This window comes from uncultured Porphyromonas sp. (assembly GCF_905372525.1).
In the GTDB taxonomy this organism is placed as follows: domain Bacteria; phylum Bacteroidota; class Bacteroidia; order Bacteroidales; family Porphyromonadaceae; genus Porphyromonas.
In genome coordinates, this window is sequence record NZ_CAJPPN010000003.1 from 23668 (window position 1) to 48396 (window position 24729).

20 protein-coding genes are annotated in these 24729 nt (G+C 55.0%); 5 read left to right on the forward strand and 15 right to left on the reverse strand.

The genetic code is table 11. The features are described from left to right. Window positions 1-97: 97 nt before the first annotated feature. The 6 genes from QZ170_RS01180 to QZ170_RS01205 all read right to left on the reverse strand — a co-directional run bounded on the left by QZ170_RS01180 (window position 98) and on the right by QZ170_RS01205 (window position 7225). Window positions 98-532: a DUF2141 domain-containing protein gene (locus QZ170_RS01180; protein WP_297176035.1), complete on the reverse strand. Its 435-nt coding sequence runs from the start codon at window positions 530-532 to the stop codon at window positions 98-100. Between the two features lie 21 nt (window positions 533-553). Beyond that, on the reverse strand, window positions 554-2683 hold the full coding sequence (locus QZ170_RS01185) for a TonB-dependent receptor plug domain-containing protein (RefSeq protein WP_297176037.1): 2130 nt from the start codon (window positions 2681-2683) through the stop codon (window positions 554-556). Between the two features lie 242 nt (window positions 2684-2925). Then, a complete protein-coding gene (locus QZ170_RS01190; RefSeq protein WP_297176039.1) occupies window positions 2926-4089 on the reverse strand; it encodes a TlpA disulfide reductase family protein in 1164 nt (387 codons plus the stop codon). 41 nt (window positions 4090-4130) lie between these two features. Next, window positions 4131-5435, reverse strand: coding sequence for a hypothetical protein (locus tag QZ170_RS01195; RefSeq protein ID WP_297176041.1), 1305 nt, complete (start codon window positions 5433-5435; stop codon window positions 4131-4133). A gap of 45 nt (window positions 5436-5480) precedes the next feature. After that, window positions 5481-5933: a YhcH/YjgK/YiaL family protein gene (locus tag QZ170_RS01200; protein WP_297176043.1), complete on the reverse strand. Its 453-nt coding sequence runs from the start codon at window positions 5931-5933 to the stop codon at window positions 5481-5483. A gap of 41 nt (window positions 5934-5974) precedes the next feature. Next, window positions 5975-7225: an MFS transporter gene (locus QZ170_RS01205; protein WP_297176045.1), complete on the reverse strand. Its 1251-nt coding sequence runs from the start codon at window positions 7223-7225 to the stop codon at window positions 5975-5977. 808 nt (window positions 7226-8033) lie between these two features. On the opposite strand from QZ170_RS01205, the gene prfB reads away from it, so the two are divergent. The 5 genes from prfB to QZ170_RS01230 all read left to right on the forward strand — a co-directional run bounded on the left by prfB (window position 8034) and on the right by QZ170_RS01230 (window position 12386). After that, window positions 8034-9156 (forward strand): peptide chain release factor 2 gene (gene prfB, locus QZ170_RS01210; RefSeq protein ID WP_297176046.1). Its coding sequence is split into 2 segments (ribosomal slippage): window positions 8034-8096 and window positions 8098-9156, totalling 1122 coding nucleotides; the frame shifts between segments, so codons are not numbered across the junction. A gap of 223 nt (window positions 9157-9379) precedes the next feature. After that, window positions 9380-10060 carry a redox-sensing transcriptional repressor Rex gene (locus tag QZ170_RS01215; protein WP_297176048.1) on the forward strand — a complete coding sequence of 227 codons (681 nt, stop codon included), beginning with the start codon at window positions 9380-9382 and terminating at the stop codon, window positions 10058-10060. Continuing rightward, a complete protein-coding gene (locus QZ170_RS01220) occupies window positions 10057-10689 on the forward strand; it encodes a fumarylacetoacetate hydrolase family protein (RefSeq protein WP_297176050.1) in 633 nt (210 codons plus the stop codon). The genes QZ170_RS01215 and QZ170_RS01220 overlap by 4 nt, the downstream gene beginning before the upstream one ends. A gap of 78 nt (window positions 10690-10767) precedes the next feature. Further along, the gene (locus tag QZ170_RS01225; protein ID WP_297176052.1) at window positions 10768-11511 is read left to right on the forward strand and encodes a hypothetical protein; all 744 of its coding nucleotides are present in this window, start codon (window positions 10768-10770) and stop codon (window positions 11509-11511) included. A 161-nt stretch (window positions 11512-11672) separates the two neighbouring features. Next, window positions 11673-12386, forward strand: a complete 714-nt coding sequence (locus QZ170_RS01230) for an outer membrane beta-barrel protein (RefSeq protein WP_297176054.1) — start codon at window positions 11673-11675, stop codon at window positions 12384-12386. A 141-nt stretch (window positions 12387-12527) separates the two neighbouring features. Here the strand turns inward: QZ170_RS01230 and QZ170_RS01235 are convergent, their stop codons facing one another. From QZ170_RS01235 to QZ170_RS01275, 9 genes are all read right to left on the reverse strand, one after another. Then, entirely contained in the window at window positions 12528-14528 is a 2001-nt protein-coding gene (locus QZ170_RS01235) for a TonB-dependent receptor (protein ID WP_297176055.1), read from the reverse strand. Between the two features lie 21 nt (window positions 14529-14549). Next, window positions 14550-16001 carry a sodium:solute symporter gene (locus tag QZ170_RS01240; RefSeq protein WP_297176057.1) on the reverse strand — a complete coding sequence of 484 codons (1452 nt, stop codon included), beginning with the start codon at window positions 15999-16001 and terminating at the stop codon, window positions 14550-14552. A gap of 741 nt (window positions 16002-16742) precedes the next feature. Then, window positions 16743-18584, reverse strand: coding sequence for a hypothetical protein (locus tag QZ170_RS01245; RefSeq protein WP_297176059.1), 1842 nt, complete (start codon window positions 18582-18584; stop codon window positions 16743-16745). Window positions 18585-18847: 263 nt separating this feature from the next. Next, window positions 18848-19192 (reverse strand): GntR family transcriptional regulator, encoded by a 345-nt coding sequence (locus QZ170_RS01250; RefSeq protein ID WP_297176061.1) that lies wholly within the window; start codon window positions 19190-19192, stop codon window positions 18848-18850. A 6-nt stretch (window positions 19193-19198) separates the two neighbouring features. Beyond that, entirely contained in the window at window positions 19199-20011 is an 813-nt protein-coding gene (locus tag QZ170_RS01255; RefSeq protein WP_297176063.1) for a hypothetical protein, read from the reverse strand. A 46-nt stretch (window positions 20012-20057) separates the two neighbouring features. Next, window positions 20058-20903, reverse strand: a complete 846-nt coding sequence (locus tag QZ170_RS01260) for an ABC transporter ATP-binding protein (RefSeq protein ID WP_297176065.1) — start codon at window positions 20901-20903, stop codon at window positions 20058-20060. A gap of 292 nt (window positions 20904-21195) precedes the next feature. Continuing rightward, window positions 21196-22650, reverse strand: coding sequence for a DUF5686 family protein (locus tag QZ170_RS01265; RefSeq protein WP_297176067.1), 1455 nt, complete (start codon window positions 22648-22650; stop codon window positions 21196-21198). Between the two features lie 6 nt (window positions 22651-22656). After that, window positions 22657-23301: a carbohydrate-binding family 9-like protein gene (locus QZ170_RS01270; RefSeq protein WP_297176069.1), complete on the reverse strand. Its 645-nt coding sequence runs from the start codon at window positions 23299-23301 to the stop codon at window positions 22657-22659. Between the two features lie 48 nt (window positions 23302-23349). After that, window positions 23350-24006 (reverse strand): LysE family transporter, encoded by a 657-nt coding sequence (locus QZ170_RS01275; protein WP_297176071.1) that lies wholly within the window; start codon window positions 24004-24006, stop codon window positions 23350-23352. Between the last annotated feature and the right edge of the window lie 723 nt (window positions 24007-24729).

The following is a 24729-nucleotide window of genomic DNA, read 5'->3' on the forward strand; positions in this document are numbered from 1 at the left end:
GGTCTATCCTTATACCCCCTATATAATAAGCCCAAAGTACAGAGGCGACACATCCACTTCGGTGGATGTGTCGCCTCTCTGCTTGTATCGGGGGATGCTAATGGACGGTGATGTAGATGGTCTGATCAGCCTTGAGGACGACAGCGGCGTCCTTGAAGGAAGGGAAGCCCATCTCACCCCGAGCGTTGTTGCTGAAGCCGTACTTCTCTGTGGGGATACCATACTCGCCCGTATCGAGCCGATTATTGCCATTGACATCATGGAAGAGAGAGACGACGTACCGTCCTTCTGGTAGCGTGATCTCTGTGTGCTTGACTAGGCTATCTACAGGTACGGCTCTATAGGTATAGGCCTTCGCTGGATAGCTCTCTTCCTTGTCGTAGATGGCGATGAGTAGGTTACCCTTGGTCTCAGTCATCCCATCCACCTCTAGGCGGAGCTGACGGTCTTTCTTGGGCTCTTCTGTAGAGGCGAGTAGTAGGCTAGATCCACCGAGTAGGAGGAGCAGGGTGGTGATGAGGATCTGTTTCATTGTAGTATCTGTTTGATTGATTTATATGTTCAGGGGCTTTCGACCTAGAGCGAAGAATATGCCTAGGTAGATCATGCGGGAGGAAGGGGTACGTCTCAGACCGCTTGGGTCATCGTGCCCATAGCTAGGATCGAAGCCCCAGTAGTTGGTCGTTCCGAGTATGTTCTGACAGCCCATATAGATGACCATACGAGGGGAGATCACATACGTCCAGCTTAGGTCGAGGCGCTGTCTGTAGGGGATGGAGACCGGCTCCAGTGAGGCATCATAGCCCGTAGCTCCACTATCTATGTAGTAGCTCACTCCGATCAGCGAGGAGAGGCTACGAGCCCAGTAGCGGAGGTTGGCCTTGAGCGTGTGGGGGCTTAGGTAGTCAGGGGAGAGGCGATGATGATAGCGGTCATAGCTTAGTCTAGCATGTGTGTAGCCGTAGGCTAGACTATAGTTGAGATCACTAATCTTGCCCGTGTAGATGAGGTTAGCTCCATAGCTCTCTCCTCCGCCCTGCTGGTCAAAGGTCAGCGGATAGCTACTGCCGAAGCTCCGTACGAGCCGGCTATACCACTTGTGATAGAGTGCGAGCTGGAGCGAATGCCCTCCACTGACTAGGCCGTAGGTGAGCTGGGTAGAGGAGACAGCTGGGCGTGTGAGCGAGGAAGTGAAGCGTAGGATATCCGCCGAAGGCATCTGCTGGTAGTATCCCCAGCTAGCAGATAGGAGGTGTATGCCCCAGCGATAGCCTGCGTAGAGTCGAGGAGAGAGCCCGAGGTCTCGTAGGTAGGTGCTGTAGCTACCCCGTAGGCCTAAGCTCACCGTGAAGCCTTGGCTAAGCCAACTAAGCTCAGAGAAGAGTGTCTCCAGGTGATCCCGAAAGCCTAGCCGATACTCAGCACCTCTCCTGTAGGTCTGTCGATAGTCTCTATAGCTATAGTCGAGCCCCGTGAGCCAAGTGAGGGCATCCGAGATACGCCAGCGGAGGGCACTACGTAGCTCTGCATAGAGCTCCTGCTCCTGTACTCTGTCCCCTGTATGCTCTAGTTCTCTACCGGTCAAGTCTCTTAGCTGTGTGTGCCCACCTAGCTCCCATTCCAGCTGGCTGGCGAGTGCTCTGCGTAGCGTCACTCGTCCATACCACTGATCCTCTCCGAGCGAGGTGTGTAGTAGGGTAGATAGGCGGCTTGGTAGGCGATCATAGGCAAACCCCATGTGGCGATAGCTGAGCTGTGCTTTGATCTTGCTCCCTTTCACATCGCTCGCAAAGGTTGCAGTGAGCGAGGGGGAGTGGAAGCTCCTACGCCAGGGGTAGTAGCTCGGGATGAGCTTGTTCATCAGGGTTAGATCGGTATAGTCGGCTTGTAGTCGTAGCTTGGCTCGTGTCGAGCCTAGGGTAGAGGCTACAGATCCGCCTAGTAGGCTTAGGCTTAGTTCGGTATTAGTGGGTATGGAGGAGAGCTCCAGTGTCTCCAGTGCGACTATCCCCGAGAGGGCCTCTCCGTAGGCTGCGGAGTAGCCGCCCGAGTAGAGGCGCATACTCTGACAAGCACTTGGGGAGATGGTGGTACGCCGACCGCCATTGTGTGAGGAGAGGGTATAGGGATTGGGTAAGAGGAGGCCATCCACATAGATCTGGGTCTCCCCAGGTGCACCTCCCTGCACTGCTAGGCGACCGTCGGTGTCTGATACCTGTACCTCGGGGGACTCGCTGAGTGCTCCTAGTATGTCGGCTAGTGCTCGGGGAGAGGAGAGTACCTGTAGGGTAGACAGCTGTGTGCTTAGTGGCGCGAAGGAGCTCACCTGCTGGAGCCGGTGGGCACGTACCACGACATCACTCAGCTGGCGGTCACTAGGTAGGAGTAGGATGCGGTAGGCTTGCTCCTGGGGGACGAGCTGCATCACTTTAGTGCGGTATCCTTCGCAGATGAAGCTTAGGGTGATGGTCTCTACACTATCGGGGAGGATGAGGGTGAACTCTCCTCGAGCATCACTGCTCGAGACCTGCACGCCTCGTCCGACCTCCATGATTTGCACCGAGGGGATGGGCTGACCCTTTAGGTCAAGGATCTGCCCTCGTAGAGGTTCTCTCGCCCAGGCTACCTCGAGGAGTAAGAAGGGTAGGAGCGAGTAGATAAGATAGCGTAGGTTCGTCTTCATACCAAGCAAACCTGAGGTCTATATTGTTTTTCTTCGTCCTTCGTCCTATCCTAGGAGTAAACGAAGGATATTACATCTAGGACAAAGGTAGATAAAAGGTAAGTAACAAGTGCACCTAGCTCCATCTCTCCCTGTGTGGGACTATATAGAGCTAGAGGAGAGCCCTCAAGTGCTAGAGTCTTATGACTTCTGCACCTGAGGGCTCTCCTCTATAGAATGATCGATGTGTCGGAGGTGAGCTCTTAGAGCTTGCCTTCGGTCTTGCTTAGGATCTCGTTTAGCTTGTTGTCAATGGCTTTGCCACGGAGGTCACGAGCTACGATCTTACCCTCGGGATCGAAGAGGATGATCTGAGGAATACCCTGGATACCATAGAGCTCAGTAGCTTCATTCTTATTGACGATCTGAGGCCAAGTGATCTCTAGGTCCTTCATCGCCTTGAGGTGATCCTCCATCTCATCCCATACTGCTGCCCCGAGGATGACGAGCCCCTTGTCGCTATAGGCATCACGTACCTGCTTGAGGTGGCTGATCTCACGACGGCAGGGACCACACCAGGAGGCCCAGAAGTCCACGAGGACATAATGTCCCTTGCCCACATAGTCGCTAAGGCTAACTGCCTGATTGGCATCATCGACACCCGTAAAGTCGATGAACTGTGCTCCGGGCTTCGTAGCTTCCTGACGACGCAGGGCACTGAGCTGCTTGGCGATGGGCTCACTATTGCGGATCTCTTCGGTAGCGATAGCAGCATAGGCCTCGGCACGAGCAGCCTCGACATCCCCTAGGGCGAGGAGGTTCTGTAGGGCATGATAGCCGATAGCATCACTGGGGTGCTCCGTCAGACGGGCTAGCAGACGGGGGCGCTGTATCCCGTTGAGCTCTGATACGATCTTGTCATAGGCCTCTTCCTTAGCTTCATCAGAGAGGGAGGCATCGGTACGCAGTGCCTTGAGCTTATCACGGTAAGGGGCTACGAGGGCTTCGTCCTCTGCCTTGAGCTTGGCATAGAGGTCATTGAGGGGCGTCCCCGTAGCAGCTTCCTTGTCCATAGGGGCATTGATCGTGCCAGCCTCAGGGATGATCAGCAGATAGTAGCTCTGGGGGATGAGGATACGAGCTACGATGAGTGCCTTGTCTACAGGGCGCTCGAAGTGGAATTTGCCCTCCTTGACCACGGTGCTATCTAGCGGAGACTGTCCCTCCCCGTAGAGATAGACCTGCTTCCCATTGGCTTCCTCGGGAGCGGTACCGAGTACGAGGAAGTTGCCAGCCTTGGGCTTCCGAGGGGTTGCCTTCCGGGCAGAGGCCTGCTTGGAGCCTTTCTTACGCTGTGCTACGGCAGGTAGAGCGAGACAGAGCGATAGGGTCAATAGGCCGACCCTAAGCCATGAGTTTGTCTTCATAGATGTACGTATTATATGGATGTTACTTAATCTATAGATGCTTACTTAATTCTGTGTGGGGACTTCGAGATCTCGATCCCGATGATCTTGGGGCTACGTATGCCCGGCTTGAGCTCCCCTTGTAGGAGATATACCCGTCGCTGGTCGTATGCGATCGGGCTTGCTCCTGCTCTACCCAATAGGTCGGGCCGCATAGAGCCGATACTCCGCCAGCCTCCCATCTCAGGAGCATAGTAGTAGAGGTCGCTCGTGAACTGATACCAGGCTATGGGCTGTCTCATATAGGCAGACTGCGTCTGGGTGAGTTGGGCTACTTCCTCCCCAGATAACGTTTCTTTGTCGTGCTTTAGTCTACGTATACGTTCGATGGCAGGCTCGAAGATCTCTGTATGGACACCTCCAGTGGCGATGATCCCTCCGGCTACGGGGACGAAGTTGCCACCAGCCCAGTAGTCCCGACGCTTGGGTGAGGTCAGGGTGAGGTAATATGTGTGCCATCCTCCTCGTGGATCAGTGAGGGATAGGCTATGGATACCCTGGTGGACACGAGCTGGGTGCTCAGCATCACCTAGTGTGAAGCCTCCACTGACATAGAGACTATCTCCTACCACTGAGGCGACGGGCTGGAGGTATCCGCCAGCCTCGGGGAGCTCTGCTAGGCACTTCCACCCACCCTCACTATGGCCTAGATCATAGACCCAGATCGTACCACTAGCGACTCCGTCCTGTATCCCACCGACAAGGTATAGACGCTGTCCGAAGACGGCTCCAGCAGCATTGTTAATCGTGAAGGGCAGGGGAGAGAGGGTGTCGGTTCGTAGTGCTCCATGTGTGTCTAGGGTGAGGCGATAGAAGCCCCGTTCGCTGCCGTCCGATGATTCTCCTCCAGCGATATAGAGGGTGTCTTGGGCTTGTAGACTGACCCCATAGGCCAGAGCCTTGGGGAGATGTCCTGCGCTTGCCCAGTCGATATGCCTGCCTCCTTGACGGGGTGTGCCCACGAAAGCTAGATCATAGTAAGCCTTCTTACCTCCTTCGGCAGCAGGCTTGTCGGGGAAGTTTGCTCCGCCTGCTAGCAGGAGCTTACCTCCCACTCGGCCAGCAAAGGCAGCTGACACTCCATGCTTGTCATAGGCTGGATGCCCTACGCTCCCCCCTACCTCATAGACCTCTATGTAGTCACTTGGACTGCAGGAACTCTTCTCTAGCTCATCTAGCTCGTCTAGCTCATGCTTCTCTCCCTCTTTGTGGGGGCGCATGTGCCCACTCCCTGTGCTGTGTACACCACAGGAGCTGCCTATGAACCCTAGGAGCAGTAGTGCTAGTCCCGCTATCTGATGCTTCATCCTTCGTGTAGGGTATAGATCCTAGAGGGGGAGGAGGGGATTGTACTACTTCACTCGTATCTTGATGATGAGCTTGCGGATCTTCTCACCCTGACCGATCATCGGGGCATGGGCATCCTCGGGATATACGATGGCGAACTGGCCGGGAAGTAGATCCACGTAGCTGGTAGGGGTATCGTCGTAGAGGATGAAGTCCTTCTCGTGGTCAAAGGTGCCACGAGCCTTACGGCACTCGCTGGCCGGGAGCCATCCGATGCGCTCTCTCCCCTCGAGGAGCACGTGCACATCCAGATAGGTCTCGTGTACCTCTAGGGGTTGATCACTGGCTAGGGAGGTCGTAGGGTCGATATTGTTGATGAAGATGTCGTCCCCACGGAGCTCGATGCGCCCGAGCTCTGTGTGTAGTAGGTCGTGCTGCTTGATGTAGTCGAAGACTTCCTTGAAGTCGGGGTGTAGTGCCTCGTAGCGAGCACTGTCCTTTAGGGTGCCTAGTATCATCTCGTTGTCTATTACTATTAGTGTTGGGGCAGAGTATTGCGTTATTGCATGTTGTCGGCTGTGGGGCGTAGAACGAGTAGCTGGATGGCGAGTGCTACGAGGACAATCAGTCCGAGGAAGACAAAGCCTGAGTCAAGGTGACCTGCATCCTTCAGCTTCCCCAGAAGCTGGGTGACCATTGCCCCCGCGAAGACCCCGATCATATTCATGAAGCCGTAGGCTGTGGCACGTAGACGTGCGGGGACGAACTGACAGAGGATAGGCATATTATTCGCATCAAACATCCCATATCCTACCCCGAAGAGTACCCCTGCTAGGACGATAAATACGATGCTATGCCCATAGCCCAGGAGGATCAGCGAGGGGATAGTCAGTGCCAGACCGATAGCCCCAGTGTAGATGCGTCCCCGGAGGTTCGTCCGTACCCATCGGTCGGAGAGTGTGCCACCGATGAGTACCCCTACGAAGCTAGAGGCTGCGATGGTAATCGTGGAGAGTGGCCCAGCCTCGCTCATCTCGCGCCCCAAGCTCTCGGAGAAGAGGGTCGGGAGCCAGTTCTTCGTCGCCCAGCCAGGTAGGCTCGGTACGGCGAAGTAGATGAGGATAGCCCAAAAGGAGATATTACTGAAGAGCCACCCGAAGCCCTGGAGAAAGCTCCTAAGGGTGAAGCTCTGCACTCCACCCTTTGCTCCTTCGCTCCTATCCCCTCTCGGGAGTTCGTGCAGTAGTAGGATGAGGACTAGGGCATAGGCCATCCCCACCATACCGAAGATATAGAAGGTCGTATGCCAGCTGAAGGCCGAGGCAAGGGTAGCACCGAAGCCCCCGATAGCCTGCCCCATATAGAGACCCGTCATGTGTATCCCTACGGCGAGTGAGCGGCTCTTCCCCTCGTGGTAGTCGGCGATCAAGGAGAGCCCAGCAGGGATATAAAGTGCCTCGCTGATACCCATCAGAGCCCGTAGGACACGTAGCTGCTCCAGAGTCTCAGCCACACCCATGAGGAAGGTCACTAGTGACCAGACGAAGATACTCCCTACGATGAGCCACTTGCGGTTCACCCTATCAGAGATAGCCCCAGCGAAGGGACTGACACATCCATAGATCCAGAGGAAGATGGCCATGAGGATACCGAACTCCTCGGCACTCTGTAGCTCGGTGATGTCGATCGACATAGCATCCTTCATGGTGCTGAGCATCTGCCGATCCATATAGTTCAGTAGAGCCACGACCCAGAGTAGGGCGACGACGAGCCAAGGGTAGGCCGGTCTATTCCGTAGAGAGCTAAGCATACGTCTGTGTAGCGTAATATTAGGGCATTATATATGTACTGCGTAGTATATACGTCGGGTGTATGTATCCGCAAAGATAGAAACTTTGCTTCATCCTGCCTAGCTGACGACGGGGCTAATGCCTGAAACTTCGGGAGACCGAGCCAGAGAGTCCCGTACGCTCCTCCGTGCGAGACTTGTCGGGGCGATTAGGTCGCCCCACCCATGTGGGGATGTGGGGAGATACCCCTCAACAGCCTTGGCTATTGAGGGTATCCCATACGCCCCAAGATGAGTATACCGAGAGCGCACCTGCGCTCCTATAATGAACGCTTCCGTCACCTATGTAAGGTGATGAGGACGCTCTTACCGAGAGCGCATAGGCGCTCTCGGTAAGAGCGTTTCAGACCTCTCGGCGTGCCTGATACAGAGCTGGTTATCTAGGGGTTGTTTGGTCGGCTTATCCCACTGGGGCGGAGAGCGGTATGCCTCCCCTGGTTATCCTCCTATACCATAATAATAGGTACGCGTGTGCGGGGAAGACTATGAAGAGGAGGGAGCGAAGCCCATGCCCAAGCTCCGAGGTATAGGAGGAATGATATGCCTCGGGGGACTCGGGTAGTGCTATCGTGATGTCCTATGAGGTGGTCTACCCGAGGAGACTAGGAGGCGAGGAATAGCTAATGTGGGGATGTACCGAGTCCGGTGGCTGACTATAGAGCCCTCTAGTAGCCTTGGGAGGAGGGGACTGAGTGCAAAGGACTTTGGGTGATTGTTCGTATCTTCGGGCGACAATTCGTATGTATCACTGTACATTATTGATAGAGTAATGATAACGACAGACCAGTTAGGAGACCTACTGGAGCGCAAGTCTGCGCTGGGGAGGTACCTTTGACATCGATAGCCGACGTATCCAATTAGAGGAGGAGGAGCTCCGTACGGCAGACCCCTCCTTCTGGGAAGATAGAGCACGTGCCGAGGCACAGATGCGCAAGGTCAAGGATCTACGTAAATGGATCAACTACTATGACGAGATCGATCGGCTGACCGAGGAGGTGAGCCTTGCTCTGGAGTACTTCAGGGAAGGGATCACCAGCGAGGAAGAGGTTGATGAGGCCTATGCCCGAGCCCGTGCCCTACTAGAGGAGGTGGAGCTGAAGAATATGCTCCGTGCCGAGGAGGATAGCCTAGGTGCCGTCCTCAAGATCAATGCAGGCGCAGGCGGTACCGAGAGCCAAGACTGGGCCTCCATGCTCGCTCGTATGTATGCCCGCTGGTGCGATAGGCAGGGCTACAAGACCACCATCACCAACTGGCAGGACGGCGAAGAGGCGGGGATCAAGACGATGACCATGCAGGTCGAGGGGGATCAGGCCTATGGCTTCCTCAAGAGCGAGACCGGGGTACACCGCCTCGTCCGTATCTCACCCTACAATGCCCAGGGCAAGCGCATGACCAGCTTTGCCTCCGTCTTTGTCGTCCCCCTCGTAGATGATACGATCGAGGTAGAGGTCAATCCTGCCGACATCAGCTGGGATACCTTCCGCTCTAGTGGCGCTGGCGGGCAGAACGTCAATAAGGTCGAGACCGGTGTGCGTCTGCGCTACCGCTACCGAGACCCCGAGACGGGGGCTGAGGAGGAGATCATTATCGAGAATACCGAGACTCGCTCCCAGACCGATAACCGTGAGAACGCGATGCGCCTCCTTCGTTCCCAGCTCTACGACAAGGAGCTCGAGCGTCGCCGTCGAGCTCAGGCCGAGGTCGAGGCAGGAAAGAAGAAGATTGAGTGGGGAGCCCAGATCCGTAGCTACGTCTTCGATGACCGCCGAGTGAAGGATCATCGTACCGGCTACCAGACCTCCAACGTCGGGGCTGTGATGGATGGCGAGATCGATGAGTTCATCAAGGCCTACCTGATGGGGAATGCTGAGGCGGAAGACCCCTCCTAGAGATTCCCGTATTCCCAGCGCTATGCACAGCGAGCCCACGGCACACCCCCGAGGATACGAGGACGTGCTGTGGAGCTCCTCCCCTCGGGTATAGTTATTGTGTGGAGCTCTCTATAGAGTGTGAGGGAGAGGCTATCGTGTGATCTGGTACCGCCTTGGTGTAGAGGAGCTAATTCACTACATTTGTGTAGAACAATCTACTAGACTCCAAGTAACAACGAACATGAGTAAGAAGAAAGAGATAGGAGATAAGATGCGCACGATCCCCGAGCCTACGCTACGTCGCTTGCCCTGGTATCTCTCCTTCGTCCAGCTCCTGAAGACAGAGGGCCATGAGTATGTCTCCTCGACCCGCATAGCCCAGGGGGTAGGGGTGGATGCCGCCCTCGTGGCTAAGGATCTATCCTACGTCCAGCTCCAGGGGCGTACTCGTGTAGGCTATGAGACAGCCGCACTGATAGAGTATCTGGAGGAGTTCCTCGGCTTCACAAAGCAGCATCGTGCCTTCCTAATCGGAGTCGGGAGTCTAGGTTCGGGGCTCCTTGCAGATAAGGGGCTTCGGCAGTTTGGTCTCGAGGTATTGGCCGGCTTCGATGTCGCCGAGGAGATCATAGGCACCGAGGTAGCCGGGGTACCCGTGTATCATATCGATGAGCTTGCCTCTCGTATCCAGGCCGAGGAGGTACAGATCGCTATCCTCACTGTCCCCGTCCTACAGGCACAGCTGATGACGGATCGTCTGGTGCGGGCTGGGATACGTGCACTATGGAACTTCACCCCCTTCCGTATCCAGACCCCACCCAATGTCGTCGTACAGAATACCTCTATGTACGCTCACCTCGCTCTGATGTTTACCCGCATGAAGGCTACGCAGGAGCGACTACAAGAGGGGAGGAAGGTATGAAGATCCTAGGTGTCTGCTTCAACTATCCTACACACCGAGACGAGGCTCAGAGCCTAGGCCTAGGTGTACAGAGCCCGCCTCATGCCGAGCCGGTATTCTTCCACAAGGGGGATTCGCTTCTCCGTCCCAATACTCCTTTCTTCCTCCCCGATATGGGTTCGTCGGTGGAGTATGAGGCTGAGCTAGTCGTACAGATCAGTCGTGTAGGAAAGCGGATCGCTGAGCGGTTTGCACACCGCTACTACAACTATATTACGCTGGGGATAGACTTCACCGCCCGAGATCTACAACGGAGGGCTATAGCAGAGGGGCACCCTTGGCTCTCGGCGAAGGTCTTCGACGGCTCTGCGGTGGTCGGTACCTGGCTCTCCAAGGAAGAGCTAGGCTATCCTGAGTGTCCGATACCCTTTCGCCTGGATGTCGATGGAGTGACGAGACAGAGTGCCACCTCCTCAGAAATGATCCATGGGATAGATAGCCTGATCTCCCATATCAGCCGACACCAGACCCTTCGTATGGGAGACCTTATCTTCACGGGGACACCCGCGGGGGTGGGTGCGGTGGAGATAGGACAGCTCCTGGAAGGCTATATCGGAGAGCGAAGAGTCCTACACCTACCCATCAAGTGAGCTCATATACCTACCTCAAGGATACAACGATAGGATACAACGAAACCCAATACATTCACTAACTCATACTCAAGACACATGAAACGAAGCACTTTACTTCTGCTCCTACTCACCCTCACCACGAGCAGCCTTATGGCACAACGCAAGGTAACCTTCGCTGTCGATGCTGGGGTGGACTACTCTTCTTTCTTGATGAATACTCCTGGTAAGGAGAAGGCACGTACACCATTATGCCTCTCCCCTTCTCTGACGGGACGTATTGATCTGAAGCTAGGGAACAGTGGCTACTATCTGTCGTCAGGTCTATCCTACTATGCCCCTAGATCAAGTCAAGACCTAAGTATTGATCAGGCCGCAACACTAAAGAAGGCTGGTCTAAACATCGACCTAAGTCGTCTAGCGGCAATCGAGGAAAGGATGACGACTCACTATCTATCCATCCCCCTGCTATTCGGCAATAGGGCAGCACTATCAGAGGACGGTAAGTTCAGCCTTGCATGTGAGCTTGGCTGCCGCTTCTCCATAGGTCTGGGAGGATCACTGAGCTACACTCTGTATGAAGGCAATCGGAATAAGTTCGGAGAAGCAAGTGTCCCCATCTTCTCCTCTGGGACGAATGGATCGTCTGGATCTGGTCGAGGCAATGGCTCCACTCTCTTCCTCCCCGTAAATATTGCAGCTCATGGTGGTCTTAGGGCGGAGTATAGTCGCTACTACCTACGCATAGGCGTGGATCATGGACTAACAAGGGTCAATAGTTACCCTGAAGGAAGTCGAGTAACTATCCTCAGCCTATCCACGACTCTAGGTGTTCGCTTCTAAGCCACCTGAGGTAGTCCAGACGATATCTATCCCCTAGCACCTAAGTATACGAAGCACCGTATATCTAGCGTTATCTCCCGTAGAGCCCGCACCATGACACCTATGTAGCGTCATGGTGTGGGCTCTCCTATTTACTTTACTTAGTGATCAGCCCAAGAATAATGTATAAGCTACCCCTACGCCTCCTCCTCATCGCTCTATTAGCCTCGTCCCCAGCTATCGCACAGTCCTATCCACTACGTATCGGAGCAGAGGTCGGGGGGACATCCTCCAACCTACGGGTCTCCTCGGGAAGGAGTACCGGGGGGCTCCAGCCAAGCTATGGAATACGCCTAGGGGTGGGAGCAGAGCTCTCTCTCGGACTCCTTAGCTATCTGTCCGCTGGTATTTACTACCAAGGGCAGGGCGCACAAAACGACCTGACACTAGCCAATGCCCGCCCCATGGGCTACCCCTCGGACGCTGGTGTAGGCAGGGAACAGCTCGATCTACGCTACGTCAATATCCCCGTTGCCTATGGCCTTCGTCTAGCTGTCCCCGGCCTAGGCGTTGCCCTAAGTGGGGAGGCTGGGCTCTCGTACTCTATCGGGATGACCTCACGCTATCACTACCTAGCGGGGGGAGCTAAGGGGCAGGAGGTCGAGTATCGGGTCTTCGAGGACGAGGAGTACCAGACGGGCAACAATACTCCCAGCGGGGAGCGACTCCAGTTTAAGAAGAATGACCTAGCTCTCCATCTAGCAGCTAAGCTGGAGCTCCAGAATATATACCTGCGCATCGGGGTAGAGCAAGGCCTGCGGAGTGCCACAAGGCAGGCTCCCTATGGGATGAAGAATACCACTAGTTGGTTCACTCTAGGCATACGCCTCCTCTAGCTACCGCCTTAGCAAGGGCAAGCACTAGCCCGAGAGGATAGGAGATGAAATAAAGAAAGGACGTGGCTCCCTCGGTGTGACCGAGTGGAGCTACGTCCTTTCTTGTGCTGGGGTAGGTAGATGTCTATCCCAGGATAATACCTATAGCTTACAGCTCATGCCAGCTGAGAGCCAGAAGCCTGGCTGTACAACACCTACGATGTCGGAGTAGCGGGTATCGGTGATGTTGTTGGCCTGTATCCCTATACGTAGATGTTCGCTGATGAGGTAATCGAGCTTGCCGTCTAGTGTAGCGAAGGGGGAGGACTGGCCTACACGATCCTGATAGCGAAGGTCCCAGCTACCCTCTAGGTGGCGACCAATGCGGTAGGAGAGGTGAGCCGTGAACTTGTGACGGAGGTAATTGAGTGTATATAGGGAGATGAGCTGCCGGGCTTGGTGCTCCTGATGTATGTGTAGGTAGTCCAGCTGTAGCTTGCTCTCTGTGCCTAGGAAGGGGAGGTAGGCTCCATAGCGTAGGGTGACCCCCGCCTCTAGGCCGTAGTTGTCGATCCTAGAGTGGTTCCACGAGCTCCACTTCGTGTCGCTGGGGGACTGCTTGACCCAGTCGATGAGGTCTCGCCCCTCTGTCTTGAAGCCAGAGATATAGGCCTGGAGTACACTGCTGTGGTAGCGTGCTGATAGCTCGAAGGACTGAGAGTACTCGGGCTGAAGGACTCCACTGGCGTTGTGGGTCTCTGTGGTGTACCAGAGATTGACAAAGGTAGGTGTGCGCATAGACTTGCTCCACCCTGCTGAGAAGGTCCATCGCTGCGTGGGGTGGTAGCTGAGGCTCACCGAGGGGAGTAGCTTGTAGACATCCCTTAGGAGGCTGGTGTGGTTGAGTAAGGCGCCTGCCGAGAGGGTGAAGTCGTGTATGCTCAGTGTGTGCTCTAGGCTGAGTCCGAGGTTGGTGCGGTCGTCTGCATGCGTGTACACCCCACTAGGCTTAGAGCGTAGTCGTCCGAGCTTGCTACTGATCACCTCCTCACGTCTCAGGTCTGCAGCTAGGGTCGTCATCCCGATGGAGGAGAGGTAGCTGGTGGCGAGGTGGGCTCCATAGCTGTCGGTGCGGTGGTAGTTGCGTCCCTTGTCTGAGCCCTTCGTTAGATCAAACTGATCGTAGGCACGATCCCAATATATAGCTGGTACGAAGCGTAGCTGTCCTGTACCCAGCTCCCCACGTAGGGAGGAGATGTAGCGACGTGTGTACTCGTACTGCATGGGGAACTTTGCAGAGTAGAAGCTGTTCGCCCCGAACTGCTTCTCATTGTAGCCTACCTGTAGGTCGATCTTGTTCGTACCCTCTAGCTGGAGACGGGTCTGCCAGAGGGCATTATTGATCTGATAGTCGGTGTTGGTCTGGTATCCTGCACTACTGCGGCTACTGGCCGAGAGTGAGTTCGTCGTCTTGCCCCAGCGGCTAGAGCCTCTGAGCTCTATACTGCGTAGACGGTGCATGCCGGCCGTGATGCTGGCATAGAGTCGGTCGTGTGTATCGTGTCGGGTGATGATATTGATCCCTCCGGAGAAGGCACCTACGCCGTAGATGAGGGCTGAGGGGCCACGCAGGACCTCTATGCGCTCGATGTCGGAGAGATTGATCGGGATGTCCAGGCTAAGGTGTCCTGTCTCTGCATTACTGAGGTTGATACCATTCAGTAGGATCATGGTCTGGTCTTGGGAACCTCCACGGATGGAGATGTCGGCTTGTACGCCGTGTGCGCCTCTCTGGGCTACGTCTATACCTGCTACATAGACGAGTAGGTCCTGTAGCGATCGTACCGGCGCCTTAGCGATCTCCTTGGCAGAGATGACGGTGATGAGTTTGGCTGTCTGATTGAGTGGCGTGGCGATCTTGGAGGCGGTGACGGTCACCTGCTCGATCTCGTGCTCCTTGTCTGAGTCGGGAGAGGTACGTGGGTCGGTGCCCCCGATGTTCTGTGCGCTAGCTGTGCTGGAATAGGCGCAGGCTAGGGCTAGACTGGTTAGTGTCCCGATCGTCACGACTCGATGCATCGTGTTGAAGGCACCATAGCCCTTCCTCGTCATACGACGGAAGCGTAGGGCGGTCGTCTGCTGGTGCAGCTGGGATTGCTTCATTGAGTTGAGTTGGATATATAGTTAAACATGCACCTTCTTCCCCCTCCGATCATGGGTGATCCAGAGCGAGACGAAGGTAAAGAGTCCATTGAAGAGGAGTATCTCATAGCCCACTCGGTAGCCGATGGTATGCTCTAGACTATAGGCGAGGGCATAGCTCACGAGGGGCGAGAGCACGGCGATGTAGGGGGCGAGGTGATCGCGAATAGGTAGCTTCGTCAGTAGCCCAAAGGCGAAGAACCCCAGCAGTGGGCCATACGTATAGGAGACGGCGGTGAAGATGGTCTTCAGGAGCGAGGTCTGCTGCATGCTCCCGATGAAGAGCACCATGAGGGCAAAGGCTACACATACCCCTAGGTGGATCCATCTACGACGCTGCTCGCCCCCCTTAATGTCCATGCCGAGGAGGTCGGTGCATACCGACGTCGTCAGGCTCGTCAGTGCAGAGTCAGCATTGGAGAAGGAGGCGGCTGTGATCCCGAGCGTGAAGCAGATCAGCACCACCGATCCTAGCTGGGTCGTAGCTAGATAGGGCAGTATGCTGTCTGTCTTCTCCGGTAGACTAAGCCCCATCGTGCTCGCATAGTGCACGAGCAAGACCCCTAGGGTGAGGAAGAGGAGGTTCAGCGGGATGAACCCGAAGCCGTAGGTGAGCATATTGGTCTGTGCCTCCCTAAGACTACGGCAGGTGAGGTTCTTCTGCATCATGTTCTGATCAAGTCCCGTCATCACGATCACGATGAAGGCTCCGCTGATGAGTTGCTTCCAGAAGTATAGAGGGCTCGCCCAGTCGTCGAAGACGAAGATCCGGCTATGCTCCGAGCTCCGCACCACCTCCACGATCCCCGATAGGCTGAGACCTAGCTGGGAGGAGACCTGGTAGAGCATGAGGATGAGGGTCGTGACTAGACAAAGGGTCTGTAGCACATCCGTCCAGATGATCGTCCCCATCCCTCCACGCTGGGTATAGAGCCAGATGATAGCTACCACACCGACTACTGTCACGGGGTAGGGGACGCCTAGGGGCGTAAAGACGAGACTCTGCAGGATCAAGGTGATGACGTAGAGCTTGGCTGCGGCCCCAAAGAGCTTGGAGATGATGAAGAACATCGCCCCCGTGCGGTAGCTATGCCTGCCGAAGCGTCGCTCGAGATAGCTATAGATAGATACCAGCTGTAGTCGGTAGTATAGTGGGAGCAGGACATAGGTCACCACTATATAGCCCACGAAGAAGCCCAGTACGAGCTGCATATAGGTCATGCCCGAGTGGACGACATCGCCGGGTACAGACACGAAGGTCACACCCGAAATGGAGTCCCCGAGCATCCCGATCGCTACCACCCACCAGGGGGTCGCTCGGCGGGCGAGGAAGAAGCTAGCGTTGTCATCCCTACGACCTGTTAGCCGAGCTAGCAGGAAGAGGAAGAGGATATAGGCGACGAAGGTCAGCAGGACACCTTGGACTACGGGCATTACCTTGAGATTACTTGTTTCTGTTAGCGTCACAAAAGTACAAATATTCAGCCTTGCCCCTAGTACCCTTCTTGTGTTTTAGGGCTGAAGCATGATCGCTTTTGAGTATACCCCGCTCAATGCCTCCGCTTGGGTTCTCCTAGAATACTACTTCATATCCAAGAGTACCCTTAGTTAATCTCTCCTGTGCCTAGGCATTAGCTCCGAGAATTCTTCCTCTGAGAGAGCCCTCCAGCAGACATACCTAGAGCGTTGTTGTGTACACACGTGTACACAAGAGTGTACACGCTTGTATACTGTTGTATACACACGTGTATACTTTTGCCCTCGTAGGTAGGAGGTGTATGCTCGGTAAGTTTACTCTTCGGACAGATGCCTCTACCTTGAATCTATATCCCTTGAGTACAATGCTATCGACCTCTAGTGATGTCATGTGTTCCCCCTCGTCTTCGCATCCACCCTGATGGCTTGGGTATCTCCTCTATGGGCTCTCTTTCCCATCTCTCCTAGTAGAGGAGAGGGGGACTGTGGGGGCAGAGGTATAGCTTACGGAATGGGTTGGTTGGAAAGGGGATATGCGAGGGTGCAGAGGGTGGGTAGGAGCTTGGGCAAAAGCGACACACGCCCTCAGCTACTAGAGCTGAGGGCGTGTATCCATCCCGCTGTGTAATGAGCGGAGTAGGTGTGGTTGCTTTACCTCCCAGCGGAGGGAGGACTACTTGGTCTCACTACTTGATCACACTACTTGATCTCAAAGGAGGCACTCTCCAGAGCCTTAGGGAAGAGAGGTGCGAGGGAGTTCAGCTGCTCTAGGTGGATACGCACGGCGTACTTTCCCTTGTTCCTGATCTGCCAGAGGCCGTTGCCGTAGTCAGGATCTTCGCCTAGGTAGAGGCGGGCATTGCTGGTATTGGCCTCTTGCCCTGCCAAGGAGGGGAATTTCTTGGATTCAATGATGAAGATGCCGATGAAATCACCTGAGCCACTGAGCCCGAACGGGCTGTCTGGGGAGATGAGTACCTTGTGAATACCCGTGAGGTCTACGGTACCATCCTTGCGTACGGTGACGGCATAGGGAGCTTGACCCTCGAAGGTGTCCTTGGTGAGGGTGATCTTCTTGCTTTTACCCCGCCCTACGACGAGATAGGTCTTGACATGAGCCTCGGGGGAGAGGGAGTTGTGGTCGATCTCTAGGCTCTCCAGCACAGGATATTCGTAGCCGAGCTCAAAGATGGAGCTAAGACGGTTATTGGGTACACGCAGCATCTGGAGCTTCGCTAGGCCGTTGATGTTGATGACGGCGAGACTCCCTCGTTGGTTGTGGTCTTGGGCCGTCTTACCCTTCTTGAGACCGAAGCATACGAAGGCCTCGAGGTCACGATAGGGAGCGAGGTTGGCCTCGGTAATAGCCTCATTGCCACTGATCGCTAGGCTCGTGATCGTATTCGGGAGCTTCATGTCGGCGATGGAGGCGAAGAGGTTGTGCGAGAGGTCTACCGTCCGTAGCGTAGAGAGGGTACTGAGGTCAAGACTCTTGAGCTCGTTGTCCGCTAGTCGTAGGGTCTGTAGCTTGGGGAGCTCTGTGAGGCTAAGGGTGGAGAGCTTCCCGCCCCCGATGTCTAGCTTGGTGAGCTCGGGCGAAGAGCTGACAGTGGCTGTGGTCACTCCGCCTAGGGACTGGATGAGTACTTCGTGGAGCTTGGGGAGGGCGGAGAGGGTGAGCGCAGTAGCTGATCCTGCCTGGGGCTTCTTGATCGTGAGGGTCTCTAGGCGAGGGTAGTCCTTACCATCGAAGGTCATGGAGCTCAGCTTAGCTCCTGAGATGAGGAGGTAGCTGAGGCTAGAGAGCTTCGACAGACTAAGCCCCTTAGAGACTGTAGCGTATAGAGGATCGACATAGAGCTCGGTCACGGCAGGGAGATCGGTGAGCTCGATATAGCCGATCTTAGGCAGGAGGTCTATGCCACCCTTGTCGGGGTCATAGCCTTGGGCAGGGAGCTTGAGAGCCTTGTCGTCATTGGCTGTCTTGAGTGAGGGGAAGCTCTGGAGAATCACGCTGTCTAGTAGAGGGAGTGCCTCGTAGGTGAGCTTGGTGAGGGGAGCCTTCTTGTCGCTCTGTGTACCCTTCAGACTCAGGAAGGCGAGCTTGGGGAGGTTGCGTAGCTGTACCTCCTCAAGGAGTGGGGCGGTGAGCTCGATGCGCTGGAGCTCGGGGAGGCTCTCTGTGGCGAGTAGGCTTAGCTTCTTGACACTGGTGTAGCCCGAGGAACCATTGAGGATCTTCGTGATGTGGTACTTGCTGTCCGAGCCCTTGACGAAGTCGAAGGCTAGGGCAGAGAGATTCCATTCGCTGGGCTTCTTAGCCTTGAATTGAGCCTCTAGTCCATTACGTGTAGCGAAGTCCATGAGGATGGCATATTCGCTGGGGGCGATCTCGTCTGTCGAGGCAGGGAGAGTCAACTGGAGCTTGGGGGGCTGAGGAGCGGGAGGGGTAGGAGGAAGTGGGTTGTCGGTGCTCTTGCAGGATGATGCCACAGCGAGCAGTGCTACCACAGGGAAGATCAGGCGAGTAAGGTGTCTCATACCTATCAAAAAAACTTATGGGTTGTCTAGAATAAATGTTACTACTAGCCCTATCTCATGATCGGGCACACAAAGGTACCATAAGAAACTAGCCAATAGGAGGTAGTAATAGAAAATACCTAACTATGGGGACTCCCCTTGAGAGCAGCATTGGATGACCTTATGCCTCTGGTGGCTTACATACGAATAGAGAGCGAACAGCCCCCATAGGATCATACCTATGGGGGCTGTTCGCTCTCTGTATATGGTGTGCTAGCTAGGAGCTAGAGGTCAAGTGCCTCTCGTAGCTCCTCGCCGGTGATGCCAATTAGCTTGGCCTCCCTACGTATCTGCGGGATGGTCTCATCGAGGAAGAGTGCCCTACGCTGTGAGCGTACACGCTCCAGTGCCCCTGTCGAGACGAAGAAGCCTAACCCACGTTGGGTATAGATGAGCTCACGTGCCGAGAGCTTGTCATAGGCATGTACGACCGTGTTTGGGGCCACTTGCATCAGCACGGCTAGGTCTCGTACGGAGGGGATACGTCCCTCTTCCTGATACTTACCCGAGAGGATGCCCTCGGTAATATAGTCGATGATGTGGGTGAAGCCCACGTTGAGATAAGCCATGTCATCTTACTTAATTTGGATTGTCTTGAGCCTATAGTAGATGCCGTAGGCTATAGCAGCATTAACGATAAGCATGACGCTACTATAGACGTTACGTATGAACGCCAGCTCCCTCTCTAGCTGTTCTATTTCACTATCGTTATAGAAGCTTGCGTTACTGAATATCCTGACTGTCTGGGAGGTGCTTATCCCAATAACAAGGATTATGATGAGCCCAATGGCGCAGAATCCGAAGAGTGGGCGTCGGAAGTAGAGCATGCAGAGGACAGGCATCACAATAGCAAAGATAGTCGATGAGAGTAGTGCGATCTGATTGGCTGTGCTTAGATTATCGATATCTTTCATGAGCTCCCTTCCTATCTCCCGTAAGAAGAACTCATTCTTAACTACGTCATCGGGCGCTATCCAGCTGAAGATTAGTGCGATGATCGTTATGGACATCAGGGTGATGAATAGGTATCCAAGCGTCGCTAGAGCCATCGTAGCTATCTTCTCCCCGACAGAGGCCGGTATCTGCGTGAAGGCTGAGGGATTAGAGGTATGCACGAGCTGGCAGATCCAGATCAGGCAGTATATCCAGGTGGCGAGTGCATAGGAGAGGAGGAGAGTCCCATCGAGGAAGGACTCGGCGAGCTTTCTATAGGCGAACTCTAGGTTGAACCCCGAGCCGATCAAGTTGATGAGGAGGGGGGCTGCGATGAAGACAATAGCCATGACGAGCTGAAAGATCAGGAAGGATCTGAGTGAGCCCGTCAGGCTAGCCTTGGTGAGTAGGAGGATACGACCAAGGGATGATGTATGGAGACTAGAGGTATTCATTGTCGTTGTATTGTTGTTTGGGTGTGAGATAGGGCGGAGTCAGTGATTAGTGCTTCTCAGAGAGAGCCTGTAGGATGCGATCACGCTCAGAGATAACGGCATTGAAGAAGAGCTCCATGCTGTAGTTGCTCTCAGACTCTTCGCTCCCATCACTTGGTAGGATACCTACTGTACCTACTGCTGAGGGCTCACTATAGAGAGCCTTGTCTGCTAGCTCGGGAGTGATTAGTCTGAAGCTTAGTCGCTCTGTGATATCTGCTACTGTAGCATTGCAGAAGATAGATCCTCGCTCCATGATGAGTATACGGTCTATTAGCTGCTCTAGGTCTCTCACTTGGTGCGTGCTGATGATGATCGTCTGCTCGTCGGTGGTGTAGCGGGCTACGGTACGGCGGAACTCACCCTTAGATGGGATGTCTAGGCCGTTGGTGGGCTCGTCGAGTAGGAGCAGGGGCACACGCAGGGATAAGGCAAAGGCTATGAGAGCCTTCTTCTTCTGCCCTTGAGAGATCTTCTTGAGGTTCATATCCCACTGCAGCCCGAAGGTGTCTATCAGCTCCTTGGCTACCGCTTCATCGTAGTTTGGGTAGAAAGGGGCAGATATGTCGAAGAAGCTTCGGATCGAGATCGGGGGTACCTGAAACTCCTCTGGTAGCAGATATACCTGCTGGAGGAAAGAGACAGCTCGGTGCTTAGGGTCTAAGTCTAGTACCTTGAGCTCTCCCTGACGGCGTAGGAGCTGCCCATAGAGGAGCTTGAGTAGGGTAGTCTTCCCCTCGCCATTGCGCCCTAGTAGGCCGACGATGCTCCCTTTGGGGAGCTCCAGGCTTAGGCTGTCGAAGATGTTACGACGACGGGTATAGCCGAATGATAGTTGCTTTACAGTGATCATAGCTTGTAATGTGGATGATGTATTGATGTGTACCATTATTGTGGTACACTGCAAAGGTAACAAACTTTTCTTAACTACTACCATCGTGCTCAAATTCTTCTTTATCCAGCCCTCTTAGTAGCAGAGCTGTCCACTCCTTGCTCTCCATCCTCTCCACTTAAGCTGAGACGATCTACCCTTGGCTACCTGTACTGATGTTCACGGATCTCGTAGTGGAGTATATATGGCTAGCCCCCTAGAGAGAACCTCTCTAGGGGGCTAGCCATGTATGGGATATCTAGGGTGGAGGTGCCTATCGACGCTCGCTCCAGGAGGAGGTGAGGCATAGGATAGGTAGGCTTAGTCGTAGGGCTACTCGGGCACGCGAACTCTGATGGTCGTAGCCAGCGAAGAGACCTAGACGTGCGAGGTCACCCCAGCCGATCGAGTACCCCGCCTCGGTGTAGGCGCGACCATCCTGCCCGATGAAGTTCTTGAGGTGCAGGGCATCGTCCATCTTGAGAAATTCGCCGAAGGCTCTCGTGCGTGAGAGGAGGAAGTGACCACTCAGGTAGTTCACCTCCTGAGTCGTCCAAGCTTCTCCCCCAATATAGTCTATGGGGAGAGTCGTCCAGGCCCTATGTAGAGGTGTGCGACCTACAGCTGGGAGGTGTGCGAAGTACTTCTCGTCACTCTGGCTACGTAGTCCGTGGGAGAGGTAGCCCCCTACTGAGACCTTGAAGTCCAGCCTACTGCCTACCCTCAGCGGGATGCATCCTCGTACGAAGCCCTCGACCATGCTGTACTCGCTATAGGGGATCGTGCTCCGATCAATACCCTGTGGGCGAAGAGCCTGACGATAGATTAGCCCGAGTTCCTTACGGAATCCTATGGGTATCGGGGTCGTGGTGACGGAGGGATTGAGGAAGGAGGGGGCCCAGAGGAGCTGTCCCTCTGCCACGAGTGCTCTGTGGTGGGCAAGGGCTGGTGTGACCTGGCTCTTTCTGTCCTCAAAGGTGAGGCTCGTCGAGAGATCTATCCCTCGCCCGAGACCGATCCTATTGCGTAGGGTGGCGAAGAGCTTCTCATAGTCACGTACTGGGCTATTTGTCCCGGGGAGAGCGCCATAGTAGTCCTGGTAGATCTCCTCTGGTGTGAGGTGCGTCGTCTCTCGTGAGGTACGTCCAGCGGATAGGACGAGCAGACCGCTGAGCCGAGGAGCGTAGTAGAGCAGGAGGTGGTTCTCCGTGAACCACTGGTGGGAGCGTAGGGTGTAGTTATTGGAGGTACGTAGGCGGATGCTCTTACCAGCTCCGAGCCATCGGACGAACTGCAGTTCGTATCCGAGCCACTGCCCATCTACCTGATTGCGGTCTGGGATAAGGTTAGCGATACCGTCTACTCCTATTTGCCACCTCCCGAGATCGATATTGACGCCCGTGCTCCACTGGATCAGGCGCTTCATCGTAGAGGCCTTACCCCCAGAGGCTTCATGGCTACGAGCCTGACTGGCTGCAACGGCTCGGAGGAATTCGTATCCCCGATCCTGGTTATAGGGATAGGGCGGCTCATGCCTGAAGAGGCGGTCGATCTCCTCGATCCCGTAGCTCCGCTGTGTGAGCTGGGACTGAATGAAGGTCTCCTGCTGCCTCTCTAGGCTATCGCGTAGAGCCTCTCCCCGTTCACTAGGGCTCTGTGCTTGAGCCCTAGTGAGGGGGAAGAGGCTCAGCAGTAGGGTAGCTCCGAGGGTACGAACGAGGTGGTGCATGATGGGTTAGGGTTGTAGGATGAATTCCCCAAAGAACTGTGGGCGGTGAAAGGCTGGCTTGACCTCCACGATGGGTGCCCAGCTAAGGAAGTGTGGGTGTGCCGTCTTGTCTCCGCACTTGTAGAGGTTGGCGAAGAAGTGGTCAGGGCGACCAGCCGTGTAGCCCATAGTCCACCAGGAGAGGGATACCGTGAGTGTCCAAGCATGCGCCCCCGTGGTCTCTATGCCCCGCTGCCCTAGGTGACTTCCCCAGCGCTCTATGGCTGCGAACTCTCCCTCGGTGAGTAGCGTGCTCTCGCTAGGACTCGTATGGTGGGCTGCATAGCAGACCCCTGCGGCATTGAACTCGAAGTTGGTGTATGCCTCTCCTCGCTCTCGCTGCATGAAGAGCTCCACACAGCTGTCCTCGTGTACGTAGTGTCCATCTCCGGGGGATAGGGTACGCAGATCCTCTCCCGCCACGACATAGCAGGCATAGAGAGCCTCGTCGTCGTAGCCGAGGTAGGCTGCTACGAGGGGACGATGGGGGAAGTCCTGAGGCCAATTGAGGGTGTCGATATAGATCGCCTGTCCCTGCTCTCGGAGTGTCGTCGTGAGTGCCTCCAATGAGCGCCCCTGACGCTCTATGCGTGGGATGATTGCTTGCTTCATATGCTTGTCTAGAATGGGTGTGAGATGAGCTCTCTGCCAGAGGTGCCTTTACTCAAAGAGTACGGAGTAAATCCCTAGGGCTGCGATGATGATGAGGACGAGGGCCACGAGGCGGTTGATCCACTCTAGGCTCTGCACTCCGAAGCGTAGGGAGAGCTTCTTGACAGCATAGGTCAAGATGATCCACCAGAGTAGACAGCCAATCCCTATACCCGCCATAGCAACAAAGAACTCGACGAACTGTAGCTTCACTACTCGTACGAACTCTAGTCGGGTATAGAGGGGGAGGAAGAGCAGAATGATGAAGGGATTGGAGAGTGTCAGTAGGAATGCACCAGAGACCTTCTTCACGCTATGTACCGACTTCAGGGGATGGATCTGTATGGGCTCGTCATCCTCACGGGGGGCGACACGGCGGGTCAGCAGGATCGCACAGAAGCCCAAGATGAATATGCTCCCCCCCAAGCGGAGGGAGCTACTATACTGATCAAGGAGGTTCAGCACAATACCTACCCCCCAATAGGCGATGAGCCCATAGACGAGGTCGCTAAGTGTAGCACCCAGCCCCACGAGCATCCCTTGCTTCCTCCCTGCCCGCGTCGTCTCACGCAGACAGAGTAGCCCCGTCGGCCCCATAGGGGCAGAGACCAGCATACCGATGAGTATCCCCTTTAGGAATGTAAGTAGTAGCTCAAAGAGTAGCATAACGGCTACAAAGATACGTAAATAATGTACTTTCAAGGGAACGCTTCATCCCGTACCTAGGGCTGATGCATGAAATCACCACAGTGCGAGGGTAAGGTCGTGGGGAGCATACGCCTAGGATAGAAGTATCCGCGTCCTAGGTGTAGAGATCCCCAGCGAATACCTCCTACCTAAGGAGGGATGAGTGTACACGTGTGTACACAACTGTATACCCACGTGTACACAACAGTATACACGCGTGTACACAAGTGCGCTCTAAGTATGTCCTCTGTAGGGCTCGCTTGTATGTCTATTCCTTGGGGATAATGCCTGGGATCTTTAGGGTTGGGCTAAGGCTCCCTGGGATATGAAATAATCCCCCCGAAGATCCAAAGGCAGGAGTGTACGAGCGAGATCATGCGTCGGTCCTGATTCTGTACCCTAGGATCGATGTATGAGATACGAGGAGGAAGCTGACAGACCAAGCCTATCCCTCTCGGGGTGATACTTGGCGGATCGGGACTGGTCTATCTGACTCTTTCGCTCTCTGCGAGGCGGGAGCTGTCTGAACCGCTTGAATAGCGCCCTCCGTCAAGGATACCTCAGATCCCATGAGACGAGTATACTGAGAGCGCATCTGCGCCCCTATAAAGAACGCCTTCGTCACCTTACATAGGTGATGAGTGCGCTCTTACCGAGAGCGTAACAGCCCTCTCGGTATGTTCGTTTTTGTGGTCTTGGGGC

Bases quoted from the DNA above. Each gene is read 5' to 3' on its own strand.
- QZ170_RS01245 (WP_297176059.1), bottom strand. From the start codon at position 18,584: ATGAGACACCTTACTCGCCTGATCTTCCCTGTGGTAGCACTGCTCGCT.
- QZ170_RS01185 (WP_297176037.1), bottom strand. From the start codon at position 2,683: ATGAAGACGAACCTACGCTATCTTATCTACTCGCTCCTACCCTTCTTA.
- QZ170_RS01250 (WP_297176061.1), bottom strand. From the start codon at position 19,192: ATGGCTTATCTCAACGTGGGCTTCACCCACATCATCGACTATATTACC.
- QZ170_RS01240 (WP_297176057.1), bottom strand. From the start codon at position 16,001: ATGCCCGTAGTCCAAGGTGTCCTGCTGACCTTCGTCGCCTATATCCTC.
- QZ170_RS01260 (WP_297176065.1), bottom strand. From the start codon at position 20,903: ATGATCACTGTAAAGCAACTATCATTCGGCTATACCCGTCGTCGTAAC.
- QZ170_RS01255 (WP_297176063.1), bottom strand. From the start codon at position 20,011: ATGAATACCTCTAGTCTCCATACATCATCCCTTGGTCGTATCCTCCTA.
- QZ170_RS01215 (WP_297176048.1), top strand. From the start codon at position 9,380: ATGAGTAAGAAGAAAGAGATAGGAGATAAGATGCGCACGATCCCCGAG.
- QZ170_RS01220 (WP_297176050.1), top strand. From the start codon at position 10,057: ATGAAGATCCTAGGTGTCTGCTTCAACTATCCTACACACCGAGACGAG.
- QZ170_RS01195 (WP_297176041.1), bottom strand. From the start codon at position 5,435: ATGAAGCATCAGATAGCGGGACTAGCACTACTGCTCCTAGGGTTCATA.
- QZ170_RS01205 (WP_297176045.1), bottom strand. From the start codon at position 7,225: ATGCTTAGCTCTCTACGGAATAGACCGGCCTACCCTTGGCTCGTCGTC.
- QZ170_RS01265 (WP_297176067.1), bottom strand. From the start codon at position 22,650: ATGCACCACCTCGTTCGTACCCTCGGAGCTACCCTACTGCTGAGCCTC.
- QZ170_RS01190 (WP_297176039.1), bottom strand. From the start codon at position 4,089: ATGAAGACAAACTCATGGCTTAGGGTCGGCCTATTGACCCTATCGCTC.
- QZ170_RS01275 (WP_297176071.1), bottom strand. From the start codon at position 24,006: ATGCTACTCTTTGAGCTACTACTTACATTCCTAAAGGGGATACTCATC.
- QZ170_RS01270 (WP_297176069.1), bottom strand. From the start codon at position 23,301: ATGAAGCAAGCAATCATCCCACGCATAGAGCGTCAGGGGCGCTCATTG.
- QZ170_RS01225 (WP_297176052.1), top strand. From the start codon at position 10,768: ATGAAACGAAGCACTTTACTTCTGCTCCTACTCACCCTCACCACGAGC.
- QZ170_RS01235 (WP_297176055.1), bottom strand. From the start codon at position 14,528: ATGAAGCAATCCCAGCTGCACCAGCAGACGACCGCCCTACGCTTCCGT.
- QZ170_RS01180 (WP_297176035.1), bottom strand. From the start codon at position 532: ATGAAACAGATCCTCATCACCACCCTGCTCCTCCTACTCGGTGGATCT.
- QZ170_RS01230 (WP_297176054.1), top strand. From the start codon at position 11,673: ATGTATAAGCTACCCCTACGCCTCCTCCTCATCGCTCTATTAGCCTCG.
- QZ170_RS01200 (WP_297176043.1), bottom strand. From the start codon at position 5,933: ATGATACTAGGCACCCTAAAGGACAGTGCTCGCTACGAGGCACTACAC.